We start from the raw sequence: 13,584 nt of genomic DNA, 5'->3' as shown, positions 1-13,584 counted from the left end.
AATGAAATTATCAAGTCGTGCCACAGATGTGCAGGCATCACCGATTAGAAAATTGATGCCTTATGCCATTGCTGCTAAGAAAAAAGGATTGAAAATTTATCATTTGAATATTGGACAACCCGATATTGAAACACCTGCCAAAATGATAGATGTTTATCATAATTACAGCGATAAAGTTCTGGCTTACGGTCCTTCTCAGGGTTTGGAAAGTTACCGTGAAAAACTGGTCGAATATTATTCTCGCTACAAAATCAATCTCGAAACAGAAGATATCTTAGTTACTACTGCCGGTTCCGAAGCGATTGTTTTTGCTATGTTAGTTACCTGCAATCCGGGTGATGAACTAATTATTCCCGAACCATTTTATACCAATTATAACGGTTTTGCCACAATGACCGGAATCAAGATAAGAGCGATAACAACTTATGCTGAAGATGGATTTCAACTTCCTGCCAGCGAAAAATTCGAAGAATTGATCAATGCTAAAACCAGAGCGATCATGCTGTGCAATCCCGGCAATCCCACCGGAGCAGTTTATACAAAAGAAGATCTGGAAAGAATCGCTGAACTGGCAATAAAACACAACCTTTATGTTATCGCCGATGAAGTTTATCGTGAATTCGTGTATGATGGATATTCTCACACAAGTATTCTTGCTTTCCCAAAAATCGCAGACAGAGCGATCATGGTGGATAGTATTTCCAAGCGCTACAGTGCTTGCGGTGCCAGGATCGGTTGTATAATTTCCAAAAATAAAGAACTGATTGCTTCAGCCCTGAAGTTTGCGCAAGCTCGATTGTGTCCACCTACTTTGGAACAGCTTTCTGCAACCGCAGCAATCGATCTGCAAGAAGATTATTTTAATGAAGTTCTGGGTGAATATGACAAACGCCGCCGCCTTGTTTTCGAAGAATTACAGAAGATTGAAGATGTGGTTTGTGTGATTCCGAAGGGTGCTTTTTACATAGTTGCCAAACTGCCTATCGAAGATGCGGAAGATTTTGCCAGATGGATGCTGGAAGAATTTGATCACCAAGCTGAAACCGTGATGTTTGCTCCTGCGCAGGGTTTTTATGCCACTCCAAACATGGGCAGAAACGAACTTAGAATTGCCTACATTTTGAATGAAACTGATCTGAAAAAAGCCATGCAGATTTTGCGGGAAGGTTTAACAGAATATAAGAAATTGAAATAGGTTTTGCTGAAATTATTGTAAAAGAAAAACCATCCAGGTTTTCGAAAACCTGGAAGGTTTGCTATTTGAACTAATAAAAACTCGAATTAAGGAAAGATCAATCCCAATTCTCTTTTCGCACTTTCAGGACTATCGGAAGCGTGTACAGAATTCTCACCCTTAGATGTTCCATGTACTGCTCGAATTGAACCGAGATTCGCCTTTGTGCTGTCTGTATTTCCAACCAGTTCACGCAATTTCAATATAGCATCTTCCCTGGTCAGCATAGCCCCAATTATCTTGCCGGACATCATGAATTCGCTCAAATCTGGGAAGAAAGGTTTTCCCACATGTTCAGCGTAGAATTTGTTAGCCAATTCATTATCCATTTTGAACATTTTCAGCTTATTAATTTCAAATCCGTTTTCTTCTACTTTCGCCAGGATCCGACCAATTTCGTTTCTGCCAGTGGCATCAGGTTTGATCAAAAGTAAGGTGTTTTCTTTCATTTTTTTTCTCCAATTTTTCTTAATTAATTTACTTTATCTTCTTTTCAATTGCAAATTTGTTTCTAAGACTTTCTTTAGCAAGAAAAATGTTTGACATATTCTAGCTGAGAATAACTAACAGGTCGGTATAAGAAATTAATTATGCAGAAGATATAAGAGAAAAATAAATGGAGGAAAATTATGGATTTAAGGAAAATGTCGAAGGAGCAACTGATCGGAATGCTGGATGATTTTGCAAAGAATTGGTTAGCTCATGATGGTCTGTGGTTTCAACAGGTAGAAAAAAATTATGGACTTGAAAAAGCAATTGAATTGGATACAGAAGCTTGGAGAATATTTACACGGATTGAAGCAAAGCGAATTATGGCACGACATAATATTCCGGAAAACAGTGGTTTAAGGGGATTAAAAAAAGCTCTATCTTTTAGATTATATAGCAGATTGAATATTCAGAGTATTTCAGAAGAATCGGAGAACTCTTTTGTTTTTAAAATGAATAGATGCAGAGTACAATATGCTCGATCAAAGAAAGGACTTCCAGACTTTCCGTGCAAAAGCGTTGGAATTGTAGAATACAGTGAGTTTGCAAAAACTATTGATCCAAGAATAAAAACCACCTGTATTGCTTGTCCTCCCGATCGTCACCCTAAAGAATTTTATTGTGCCTGGAAATTCGAAATTTGAACATTATCGATATAAAATGGAGAGTATAGCAAATTAAACTACATTATATAGTTAGGTTTTACTCTACAGCGAAATTTTCTTCAATACTTTCTTATATTCAAACCAAATCTCTTCAACAATTTCTCCAGCAGATTTTAGCCTATCTATCATTGATGAAACTTGCCCGATTTCAAGCTCACCTTCCTGCATATCTCCATCGAACATTCCTCTTTTAGCTCTGGTTTTTCCCAGAAGTTCATTGAGTTCATCTTTGGAAGCACCTGTGGACTCCTGTTTATAAACTTCAAAAGCAAAATCGTTACTCAGAAGTCGAACCGGAGCCAGTTTTTTCAGCATCAAAAGCGTTTCACCTTCTTTAGCTTCGAATATCTTTTGTTTGAAATTATCGTGTGCGGATGATTCTCTGCATGCTGCAAAAAGAGAACCGATCTGAACTGCATCTGCTCCCAGGGCAAAAGCCGCAGCCATTGCTTTACCGCTGCCAATTCCACCTGCAGCAATTACCGGAATACTTACTTCTTCCGTAATTTTCGGGATCAGACACATGGTAGTTGTTTCTTCTCTGCCGTTATGCCCACCTGCTTCGAAACCCTCTGCGACGATAGCATCCACACCGGCGGCTTCACTTTTGATGCCGTATTTTGTTCCGGGAACAATATGAACCATGATCATGCCTTTTTCTTTCAAATACGAAGTCCACGTTTTCGGGTTGCCGGCTGAAGTAAAAATGATCTTCACACCTTCAGATAAAATGATGTTGATCTTTTCTTCCGCATCTCCCATCAAAAGCGGCAGATTCACTCCAAAAGGTTTATCGGTAAGGGTTTTGCATTTCCTGATGTGATCCCGTAAAACATCAGGGAACATCGATCCGGCTCCGATCAAACCTAATCCGCCGGCATTGCTGACAGCAGCTGCTAATTTCGCTCCACTGCACCAGATCATGCCACCCTGGATTATTGGATATTTTATATTAAATAATTTTGTAATTTTATTGTTCATCATAATTCTCCTTCAATTTATATAGTTTCCAGGTTCTAACTTTAGAACCACTTATTTATAATATCCTCATGCTCTTCTTATACCAAATTCTTTATAGCGTACCTCCGAAAATGCAAGCGGGATAGGGTCAAAACAAAAGCGGTACAAATCTGCACCGCTTTCGTAGTATATTCATCTAACACCTTAGATTATGGTCTTTTATAAACTATAGAAACAACAGTTTTATCGTCTCCACCCATATTTATCGTCATGCCGTAAGGTTTTTCTTCTTTTATTTTGATCTGTGCAGCACCAGCTTTGCCGGTAAGCTGTTCCCAAATAGTAACCGCTTGATGAACTCCGGTTGCCCCTGTTGGATGACCCCAACCTACCAAGCCACCAGTTGTGTTTGTAGGAATAATACCATCTCTGGCAGTATTTCCATCAGCTACAAAACCTGCACCTTTTCCCGGTTCAGCAAAACCAAGAGCTTCTATTCCCAAAATACCAGCAATAGAGAAACAGTCGTGCAATTCAACTGTTGCAAGATCACTTTTAGTGATACCTGCATTTTCCATAGCTTGATGAACTGTGTGTTTGATCGTACTCACTTCTGTCATATTTCCGGGTTCCTCTGTAAGATCTTCTTCACATTGGCCGTAGCCCATAATTTCAACTGCATCTTCTTTATTAATCCCGCAGCGTTGCAAGCCTTCTTCCGAAAGAATAGCAATCGCACTGGCACTATCAGACACTTTAGAACAATCGTAAACGCTCAGATGATCTACAAAATTTTTTCCGTTTGGTTTTGTAAGTCCTACTGCCATCAAATCATCAGTTGTATTATGATATTCCTGAGCAGTTGGAGAAAGTCTGGCATTCTCAATTGCATTTTTATACCAGGTTGCCATGCCTTTTCTGGCATAATCAAAACCATATTTGTCGTAATAAGCTCCTGCTCTGTTACTAAATTGTCCGGGGAAGAAATAGGCGTGTCCGTCCTTTCTTTTTCCGAACCAGCCAGCTCCAGCCAGAACGTCTGCACCATAAATTGCTTTCATAGTATTCTGAACTTCCACACCAAGGCATAATACAACTTCAGCAGTTTCAGCTAAAATTGATTTGATCCCAGTTGCCAAAGCCAATCCACCCGAAGCACAAGCACCTTCTACACGAACAGAAGGTTTGTAGCGAAGACCTTCATCGATCATAGGTGCAAAAGCAGCCAGGTGTCCCTGTTTATTAAAACGGGCTGCCATGAAATTTCCAACCACACTTTCATCTACGTTCTGTGCACCACCGATCATTTCGAGTGTTGCTTTTCCAGCTTCTTTAAGATAATGTTCCAAACCCGGACGGGGCTTTTTGGGATGAAATTCTTTTCTACCGGTTCCAAGAGAAATCGTGTTATAGCCTGCAGCCATATATACTTTTCTTCGTAATTTTTTCATGATATCATCCTCTCTCAATAGTTATTTATGGGTCCGTAGGCATGATAAAAACCTGTCAAAAGAACAGTGTTCACATCTTCATCAGTTTTAGCAATATTCATACTGACAAGCTTCTTACCAATTTGTTTGGAATTATGCAAATAATCGATTGCAAGTTTACAGCCAAAAGAATCAGTTGCATTCAATTCACGGAAATATTCTGTCAGAATATCAGATTTCTGTTTATTGAAATTAACAGCTTTCCAGGGTTTTTGAGTAGCTGGAGCTGCACCGATTTTTTCATCGCATTTAGCTTGAATATCTGCATAATCCACATATTTCTTTGCTTCAAAATCATAAGCTGCAACCGGTTTTCCGCCATCATATTTCAGGAAACCATCTTTTTGAGCTCCACTGGAGAGTTGTCCACCTTTCACACCCAGTTCCAGCATTTTATGAAGTTCAGGACTGTACAAATCTTCATCATCCAGATAAGGATTCATCACATCCATTATAAAACTGCAGACATCAATTCCAACATAATCGATCAATTGAAATATTCCCATAGGACGAATCAGAAAATCTCTACTGATCTTATCAACAATGTATATTGCTTCAGCAATTGAGATGTTTTCATTTTTTGCAAGTTCCAGAGCTTTGTTGATGCCATAAAGAGCATCACGCATGAAGTGACCATTACCGATAAATCCAGCGAAATCATTGGAATACACTATCTTCTTCTTAAGTTTCTTGGCATAAATTAAAGCGAATTCTTCGGTTTCTTTATCTGTATTTTTCGTGAGAATAAGTTCTACAAGTTTTTGCACTGCTGGCGGATTGTAGAAATGGAATCCTAAAATGCGTCCTTTTAAATTTGCTTCATTTTCTAATTTTGTAATTGGAACTGAAGAAGTATTGGTAAAAAACCAGGGCTTGTTAGGATTGTTTTCGTCGATCTCTTTGAAAATTTTGATCTTAAGATCTGCATTTTCTGCAACTGCTTCGAAGATAAGATTGGATTTATAAGCAGATTCTAAAGTAGTAACCGGACGTACAATATTCATCACATCAAATACATATTCATCGATAATTTGGCCATTTTCAATCAGATCCTTTCGATCTTTGTACATTTTCCTCAATAATACCATTTTCTTTTCAGCAATTTTTGTTACCTGAACTTTCAGATATTTCATCAATCCCGATAAAGCTTCATCGGAAATATCCATCGCATTCAGAACAAATCTTTTGTCCTTGTTTTCAGGAAGAAAACTACTATCCACCATTTCAATGGCTGTAAGCAGCAAGATGCCACTTCCCATTTTGCCGGCAGCTCCCAGAACGGTTACATTTTGTAATCTTTCAGCATAATTCATAATTATTTATGTTCTCCTGTATATTTTTTTCTATGTTAATATTTATTAGTATTATTTACCATTTAGGTTTACGTTTCTCTAAAAACGCTTTCATTCCTTCTGCACCTTCTTTTTCAAAAAGTGAAGAAAAAGCTTTTGCTTCGATTTCACACCCTGAAGCAAAATCTGTATTGAAACCATTCCGAGTTGATTTTTTAATGTGTTTTATTGCTTCCGGACCTTTGGAAGCAATTTTGCGAGCAATTGACAGAGCTTCTTCCATAAGCTGCTCAGGTTCTACAACCTTTTGCACAAGTTTCAGTCTGTAAGCCTCATCAGCATTTATCATATCAGCAGTATATAGTAAGTACAAAGCATCTGCTAAACCAACCAGGCGAGATAATCTTTGGGTTCCGGCAAATCCGGGAGTTAAACCCAAGTTTACTTCAGGTTGACCGAATTTGGCTTTACTGCTGGCAATTCTAAAATCACAGGACATCGCCAGTTCACATCCACCACCGAGAGCAAAACCGTTAACTGCTGCAATAACAGGCTTAGACAGCTTTTCTATTTTATCAAAAACTGCTTGTCCAAATTTGGAAAAGTCATAGCCTTCCTGCTGTGTTTTATCGCACATTTCGGCAATATCTGCTCCAGCTGCAAAAGCTTTACCTTCTCCAGTAATTATAACTACACTTATTTCATTGTTCCCTGCAATATCATCCAACAGTGAATCCATTTCTTTAAAGAAATCTGTGTTGAGTGCATTCAAAGCTTCCGGTCTTGATATTGTGATAACACCAATACTATTTTCAACAGCTAATTTCAGTATTTTATAATCCATCTTCCTGCCTCAATAATTTATTTTAAAATATTGTTACATATTTCTTCTATACTGGCCACCCACCTCAAATAGGGAGTGAGTTATCTGCCCGATCGAGCAGACTTTCGTAGCTTCCATCATCATTTCAAAGACATTTCTATTACTGGAAGCACATTCCTTCAAATTATTCAAAGCAACTTCTACTTTTTTTTCCTGAGTTTTGTGAAGCTCCTTCAGCATAATGATCTGATACTCTTTTTCTTCCGTGGTAGCACGGATTACTTCTCCAGGTAAAACTGTGGGAGAACCTTTGGATGAAAGGAATGTGTTTACACCCATGATCGGCAGTTGTCCTGTATTTTTCATAGTTTCGTAGTAAAGCGATTCTTCTTGTATCTTGCTTCTTTGATACATCGTCTCCATCGCTCCCAAAACTCCACCTCTTTCTGTCAATCGATCAAACTCGGCCATTACAGCTTCTTCTACCAGATCAGTAAGTTCTTCTATAATGAATGCGCCTTGCAGAGGATTCTGATTTTTTGCCAGACCAAGCTCGTGATTGATGATCATCTGAATTGCCATCGCTCTTCGCACTGATTCCTCGGTGGGAGTTGTGATCGCTTCATCATAAGCATTTGTGTGCAAAGAGTTGCAGTTGTCATAAATTGCGTAAAGTGCCTGCAGAGTAGTTCGAATATCATTAAAATCTATCTCCTGGGCATGCAGTGATCTTCCTGAAGTTTGAATGTGATATTTCAGCTTTTGAGAACGTTCATTTGCCTTATACTTCAATTTCATAGCTTTAGCCCAGATTAGTCTGGCAACTCTGCCCAGAACAGAATATTCAGGATCAAGACCATTGGAGAAAAAGAAGGATAGATGAGGGGCAAATTTATTGATATCCATTCCTCTTGAAACGTAATATTCTACATATGTAAATCCATTGGCAAGAGTGAGCGCAAGCTGTGTAATAGGATTTGCTCCTGCTTCTGCTATGTGATACCCGGAGATGGAAACCGAATAATAATTTCTAATATTGTGTTGAATGAAATATTCCTGAATATCACCCATTAGCTTCAATGAAAAATCCGTTGAGAAAATGCAGGTATTCTGGGCTTGATCTTCCTTCAGAATATCAGCTTGAACTGTACCGCGAATTCTGCAAAGCGTATCAGTTTTGATCTTTTCATAAACATCTTCCGGTAAAACCTGATCTCCTGTAACTCCCAGCAGCATTAATCCCAAGCCATCATTCCCATCAGGTAGCTCTCCTTGGTACTCTGGACGCTTTGTACCTTTCTTTTTATAGATTGCTGCAATTTTCTTCTCTACTTCGTCTTCCAGATGGTTTTCTTTAATATAGATTTCACATTGCTGATCTATAGCGGCATTGAAGTAGTATCCGACCATCATGGGAGCCGGGCCATTAATGGTCATCGAAACAGATGTTTTGGGATCAGCTAAATTGAATCCGGAATAAAGTTTTTTCAGATCATCAAGACAGGATATTGAAACACCGCTATTGCCGATTTTTCCATATATATCCGGTCTTCGGTCTGCATCTTCTCCGTATAGAGTTACAGAGTCAAAAGCAGTAGAAAGTCTCTTGGCTGGCAATCCCAGTGAAACATAATGAAATCTTTTGTTAGTTCTTTCCGGTCCACCTTCTCCAGCAAACATTCGGGTAGGGTCTTCACCCTCTCGTTTGAAAGGGAAAACTCCGGCAGCATAAGGAAATTCACCAGGAACATTTTCTTTTAAATTCCATCTCAGGATATCTCCCCAGGCTTTATAGGATGGCAGAGAAATCTTGGGAATCTGCAAATGAGATAAACTCTCGGTTTTAGTTGCAATTTTGATCTCTTTATCTCGAACTTTGAAGAAGTAATAATCATCCTCATAAACCTTTTTCTTATCTTCCCAGTCATCAATGATCTTCTTATTGTAACCATCCAATTCCAGTTCGATTTCCTCATATTTTTGTTTCAGAGCTTCTTTCGGGTTTTCTTCATCAAGAATTTCCTGGGAACACTTCAGATTGTAGAGTTTTTGCGCTATTTCACTTTGTTCTTCCACCCATGTATTATAATTTCTAACAGTTTCGCTGATCTCAGACAAATATCGAGTTCTATTGGGAGGAATTATGAAGATCTTTTCACTTATTTCATCTGGATGCTCGATTGTAGAAGAAAAATCTATACCTGTTTTTTCTTTTACTTTGTCCATTAGGGCATGATAAAATTTGTTCACACCAGGATCGTTAAAATGTGAAGCAATTGTTCCATAAACAGGCATACTATTAAGATCATCATCCCAGAGACCATGATTTCTCTGATACTGTTTTTTTACGTCTGCTAAAGCATCGAGCGATCCTCTTTTATCGAATTTATTCAAGGCAATTATATCGGAGAAATCCAGCATATCGATTTTTTCCAATTGGGTTGCAGCGCCATAATCAGGAGTCATCACGTACATCGAAACGTTGCAGTGATCAACAATCTCTGTATCGGATTGACCGATACCCGAGGTTTCCAGAATAATAAGATCATAACCTGCTGTTTTCACAATATTCACAGCATCACTTACATATTTTGATAAAGCCAGATTTGATTGTCGAGTAGCCAGCGATCTCATATAGATCCGAGAGTTATTGATAGAATTCATGCGTATTCTATCACCCAGCAGTGCACCTCCGGTTCTTCTTTTAGAAGGATCAACTGAGATTATCGCAATCGTTTTATCTGCAGAATCAGCTAAATATCTTCTTACTATTTCATCAACCAAGGATGATTTACCTGAGCCACCGGTTCCGGTTATGCCAACTACAGGTGCTGATTGATCTTTTGCAACAGAGGTGACTTCAGCTAAAATGTCTTTTACTTCTTCCGGATAATTTTCGGCAGCTGAAATGAGCCTGGCAATATTATTGATTTTATCTTTTGTAGATGTTAATCCCTTTATTGTGGTTTTGTTGTTTTTTCCGGTAGGAAAATCGACAGCTTCGAGCATATCATTGATCATACCCTGAAGTCCCATGACTCTTCCATCGTCAGGTGAATAAATTCGTGAAACGCCATACTCATGAAGCTCTTTTATTTCATCGGCAAGAATTACTCCACCACCACCGCCAAAAACTTTTATATGAGCGCAATCTTTCTTCCTGAGAAGATCCAGCATGTGCTTGAAAAATTCAATATGACCACCCTGATAGGATGTGATCGCAATAGCCTGTACATCTTCACAAACAGCACAATCTACTATTTCTTGAACTGATCTGTTATGTCCTAGATGGATCACTTCTGCACCAGTTGACTGGATGATTCTTCTCATTATGTTTATAGTAGCATCATGGCCGTCAAATAGTGAAGATGCAGTAACCATTCTGATATGGTTTTTGGGCTTATATTTTTTGATTTTGTTATGATCTTTTACCATTAATTAATCCTCATAATAATATCATTTTTAAGAATGATATGCATTTTTTCAGCGTCAAATCGTCAAGTGATTTGTTAATCATATCAAGTTCAATTGAGTAACAGAAATTAGTAATATTGAAAATAATTCAATTTTAATTTTGAACAGGAAAAATCTCATTTGCTGTTTCCAAAGCAAGCTGATAACCATTCATTTAATCAATAGAACTCCTCGACGCTTGCGTCGGGGTTTTCCGAAATTTCTCCCTCTGTTTGAGGGGAGATGCCAAAGGCAGAGGGGTAAATAATGAAAATTCGATTTTCAGCTTTTCATGTTTAAATCAATTTCAAGCGGTTCTAAATGTTTGAAACATGTTTCTTATCTTTTCACGCATCCCCCGAAAAATATTTATTTTTCAGTAAGCAACAAAAAAAAACACAATAATTTCATTTTTTTCAAGCCCATGAATTTTTAACCTGTGAAATCAATTCAATTTCACTGGGTTAGTCATGTGAAAAGCAAACAAAGCCTTTTATAGTAACCATTTCAATGGCTTATTATTTGTGCAAACGGTTGAAACAGTTGTCCGATATATTTCTGGTATCAAGATTCTTTGCTGGATAAGGTTTTGGACGGGTAAACTAGCAAAAATTTCATTTATTACAATAAATTAGGTTTATACCTTCCCAAATTTTTCGGGGGATGCGTGCTTGTTTTTTTTGTTTGACACAAATACTTTTAAAAAATGAATAGAAACAAATTTAAAAAAAACGGAGGATTTAATGATTGATTTTTCATTGACCAATAAGCAGATGGAGATACGGGAAAAATACCGTGATTTCGCAAATAGATTAATTCGACCCAACAGAATGAAGTATGATGAGTCTTGTGAATTTCCCTGGGATATTGTAAAACAAGCCTATAAAGAAGGAATGATGAATGGTCCCGTTCCGGTAGAATGGGGTGGAAATGGATATGGAATTTTTGAAAGCGCTATAACTTCCGAAGAACTCGGTGCAGCATGTGTAGGAATAGGCATTTGCATCGATGCAAATACACTAGCTCTTACTCCTTTACTTCTTAGCGGAACAGACGAACAGCAAAAAAAATATTTCGGTTTGATAAAAGAACAACAAGCTGTTGCTGCCTACTGCCTTACTGAACCAAATGCCGGATCCGATGTTGCAGGAATCAAATCTACTGCTATTCTAAAGGGTGATAAATATATTTTGAACGGTCATAAACGCTTTATCACAAATGGTGAAGTTGCAGCATTTCATACTGTATTTGCCCTCACGAATCCGGAAAAAGGTGCCAGAAGCCTTACGCCTTTTATCGTTCCTACCGATCTTCCTGGGGTAGAAATCGTGAGTAAAATGAAAAAAATGGGTCAGAATGCTTCCGTGCAAAACGAAATTAAATATAACGATGTTGAAGTTCCGGTAGAGAATAGATTAGGCAAAGAAGGTCGCGGTTTCTTGGTGGCGATGAAAACTTTTGATAGAACCAGAACCGGTGTAGCTGCGCTTAGTTTGGGTGCTGCCAGAGAAGCTTATGAGATTTCACGAGAATGGGCCAAAGATCGCATCCAGTTTGGCAAGCCGATCGCAGCAAACCAGGCTGTTGGATTTATGCTGGCTGATATGGCTACCGAAATTGAAGCTGCCAGAATGCTGACATGGAGAGCTGCCTGGGCTTATGATAACGGTCAAAAAGATCTTTCGATTTTATCCGCAATGTCCAAAATGTATGCATCCGATGTGGCGATGAAAGTATCTACAAATGCTGTACAGGTTATGGCTGGTGATGGTTATTCTAAAGATTATCCTGTAGAAAAAATAATGAGAGATGTAAAACTCTGCCAGATCTATGAAGGAACAAACCAGGTTCAAAGAATTGTGATTTCGAAAGGGATTTTGAAGTAAATAAAAGTTAAGTTATTACAAAATAATATAAAAAAAAACTTCGAGGTGATTGCTCGAAGTTTTTTTTATTTAAACGGTATCCTTATTTAAAATAAAAACATGAGTAGTAAAAAAAAAATATTACTCTTCGTTTTTTACTTCCAATTAGGCTTATAAGTATAGCTTAAAAAAAAATGGAAAGGATTAAGCTAATTGCTTACTGTTAATCGGAAATTATTATCCTACCAAAAATTCTTTAGCATCTTTTGGAATATCTCCGGTGGAAAGAAATTTACGAAGTGATTTGTAATATTTCACATATTCTTCATCATCAGATTCTGCTGTTTGTTCGGTTTTTGTTTTCTCTTTTAGGATGTCGAAATTGTTTACAAAATTCGATAATACCCAGCTGACTAATTCCGAAGTTTTCAGCTCGTTCATTTTTGCCAGTTTCTTGATCTTGGCAATTAACTCTTCATTTAGATTTACTGTAAATGATTTCTTGCTCATATATTCCTCACCAATTTTTTTTATAATTAGATTTTTTTTTGAGTGCTATTGAATGTCAAGTGTAATAATCGAAATCGTAATGGTTATTTGCTTACAACAGATGTATATTTACTTAAAAATGTTTGACATCCAGATGAAAACAAAAATCTGGAATCAAAAGAATTATTATCGGGAGAAGAAATGAGCTTAGAAAAAATACGAGCAGGAAATAAAACGTTTTCTCAGAAATTTAGTGAAGAAAAGGAATTTTATCTGGACCTTGTAGAAAATGGTCAACATCCCAAAGTATTATGGATCGGTTGTTCAGATTCTCGTGTTGTTCCGGAATTTGTGGTCAATGCCAAAGCAGGTGAACTATTTGTGATGAGGAATATCGCAAATATAATCCCACCGAAAGATGCTGATATCAGTTGCACAGGATCAGTTTTGGAATATGCAGTTCAACATTTAAAAGTTGAACACATAATAGTTTGTGGTCATACAAACTGTGGCGGAATTACAGCTTGTGTACAGGGAGTGGAAGAAGGAAATCACATTCACGATTGGCTGCAATTTGCCGAACCTGCAAAAAAAGTAGCAAAAAATAAAAATGGTGAAGACCTGATCCTTGATACGATCAAAGAAAATGTACTTCAGCAGAAAAAGAATCTACTGAGTTTCGATTACGTAAAAGAAATCGTAGAAAATGGCAATCTTGAAATTCATTGTTGGTTATACGATCTTAAAGATGGGAAAATTTCCAGTTATAATAGATTGGAAAATGTTTGGTTGGATTTGGATTGATTTATAAACTCAAAAATTGT

General features: G+C 37.6%; 11 protein-coding genes. 4 read left to right on the top strand and 7 right to left on the bottom strand.

Translation table 11 applies throughout. The features are described 5' to 3' along the window. The first annotated feature begins 1 nt into the window (after position 1). Positions 2-1,195 carry a pyridoxal phosphate-dependent aminotransferase gene (locus K9N40_02790; protein ID MCF7813390.1) on the top strand — a complete coding sequence of 398 codons (1,194 nt, stop codon included), beginning with the start codon at positions 2-4 and terminating at the stop codon, positions 1,193-1,195. A gap of 86 nt (positions 1,196-1,281) precedes the next feature. Here K9N40_02790 and ndk read toward each other — a convergent pair whose 3' ends face one another. Further along, a complete protein-coding gene (ndk, locus tag K9N40_02785; protein MCF7813389.1) occupies positions 1,282-1,683 on the bottom strand; it encodes a nucleoside-diphosphate kinase in 402 nt (133 codons plus the stop codon). Between the two features lie 180 nt (positions 1,684-1,863). Here ndk and K9N40_02780 point away from each other — a divergent pair, with 180 nt between their 5' ends. Continuing rightward, on the top strand, positions 1,864-2,367 hold the full coding sequence (locus tag K9N40_02780) for a DUF6125 family protein (protein MCF7813388.1): 504 nt from the start codon (positions 1,864-1,866) through the stop codon (positions 2,365-2,367). A gap of 63 nt (positions 2,368-2,430) precedes the next feature. On the opposite strand, the gene K9N40_02775 is transcribed toward K9N40_02780, so the two are convergent. From K9N40_02775 to K9N40_02755, 5 genes are all read right to left on the bottom strand, one after another. Next, positions 2,431-3,369: a nitronate monooxygenase gene (locus K9N40_02775; GenBank protein ID MCF7813387.1), complete on the bottom strand. Its 939-nt coding sequence runs from the start codon at positions 3,367-3,369 to the stop codon at positions 2,431-2,433. Between the two features lie 188 nt (positions 3,370-3,557). Then, positions 3,558-4,799: a 3-ketoacyl-CoA thiolase gene (locus K9N40_02770; GenBank protein MCF7813386.1), complete on the bottom strand. Its 1,242-nt coding sequence runs from the start codon at positions 4,797-4,799 to the stop codon at positions 3,558-3,560. A 14-nt stretch (positions 4,800-4,813) separates the two neighbouring features. Next, the gene (locus tag K9N40_02765) at positions 4,814-6,151 is read right to left on the bottom strand and encodes a 3-hydroxyacyl-CoA dehydrogenase family protein (GenBank protein ID MCF7813385.1); all 1,338 of its coding nucleotides are present in this window, start codon (positions 6,149-6,151) and stop codon (positions 4,814-4,816) included. 55 nt (positions 6,152-6,206) lie between these two features. Beyond that, a complete protein-coding gene (locus K9N40_02760) occupies positions 6,207-6,974 on the bottom strand; it encodes an enoyl-CoA hydratase/isomerase family protein (GenBank protein ID MCF7813384.1) in 768 nt (255 codons plus the stop codon). Between the two features lie 33 nt (positions 6,975-7,007). Beyond that, entirely contained in the window at positions 7,008-10,388 is a 3,381-nt protein-coding gene (locus tag K9N40_02755; protein ID MCF7813383.1) for a methylmalonyl-CoA mutase family protein, read from the bottom strand. Between the two features lie 761 nt (positions 10,389-11,149). Here K9N40_02755 and K9N40_02750 point away from each other — a divergent pair. Next, complete coding sequence (locus K9N40_02750) at positions 11,150-12,292, top strand: acyl-CoA dehydrogenase family protein (protein MCF7813382.1); 1,143 nt, start codon at positions 11,150-11,152, stop codon at positions 12,290-12,292. A gap of 216 nt (positions 12,293-12,508) precedes the next feature. Here the strand turns inward: K9N40_02750 and K9N40_02745 are convergent, their stop codons facing one another. Then, positions 12,509-12,781 (bottom strand): hypothetical protein, encoded by a 273-nt coding sequence (locus tag K9N40_02745; protein ID MCF7813381.1) that lies wholly within the window; start codon positions 12,779-12,781, stop codon positions 12,509-12,511. 180 nt (positions 12,782-12,961) lie between these two features. Between K9N40_02745 and K9N40_02740 the strand changes: the two genes are divergently transcribed. Continuing rightward, positions 12,962-13,564: a hypothetical protein gene (locus tag K9N40_02740; protein ID MCF7813380.1), complete on the top strand. Its 603-nt coding sequence runs from the start codon at positions 12,962-12,964 to the stop codon at positions 13,562-13,564. Positions 13,565-13,584: the final 20 nt, after the last annotated feature.

This window comes from Candidatus Cloacimonadota bacterium (assembly GCA_021734245.1).
Taxonomy (GTDB): domain Bacteria; phylum Cloacimonadota; class Cloacimonadia; order Cloacimonadales; family TCS61; genus B137-G9.
This window is presented reverse-complemented; position numbering and strand designations above follow the sequence as displayed.

Bases quoted from the DNA above. Each gene is read 5' to 3' on its own strand.
- K9N40_02755 (MCF7813383.1), bottom strand. From the start codon at position 10,388: ATGGTAAAAGATCATAACAAAATCAAAAAATATAAGCCCAAAAACCAT.
- K9N40_02760 (MCF7813384.1), bottom strand. From the start codon at position 6,974: ATGGATTATAAAATACTGAAATTAGCTGTTGAAAATAGTATTGGTGTT.
- K9N40_02765 (MCF7813385.1), bottom strand. From the start codon at position 6,151: ATGAATTATGCTGAAAGATTACAAAATGTAACCGTTCTGGGAGCTGCC.
- K9N40_02775 (MCF7813387.1), bottom strand. From the start codon at position 3,369: ATGAACAATAAAATTACAAAATTATTTAATATAAAATATCCAATAATC.
- K9N40_02770 (MCF7813386.1), bottom strand. From the start codon at position 4,799: ATGAAAAAATTACGAAGAAAAGTATATATGGCTGCAGGCTATAACACG.
- K9N40_02780 (MCF7813388.1), top strand. From the start codon at position 1,864: ATGGATTTAAGGAAAATGTCGAAGGAGCAACTGATCGGAATGCTGGAT.
- K9N40_02790 (MCF7813390.1), top strand. From the start codon at position 2: ATGAAATTATCAAGTCGTGCCACAGATGTGCAGGCATCACCGATTAGA.
- ndk (MCF7813389.1), bottom strand. From the start codon at position 1,683: ATGAAAGAAAACACCTTACTTTTGATCAAACCTGATGCCACTGGCAGA.
- K9N40_02750 (MCF7813382.1), top strand. From the start codon at position 11,150: ATGATTGATTTTTCATTGACCAATAAGCAGATGGAGATACGGGAAAAA.
- K9N40_02740 (MCF7813380.1), top strand. From the start codon at position 12,962: ATGAGCTTAGAAAAAATACGAGCAGGAAATAAAACGTTTTCTCAGAAA.
- K9N40_02745 (MCF7813381.1), bottom strand. From the start codon at position 12,781: ATGAGCAAGAAATCATTTACAGTAAATCTAAATGAAGAGTTAATTGCC.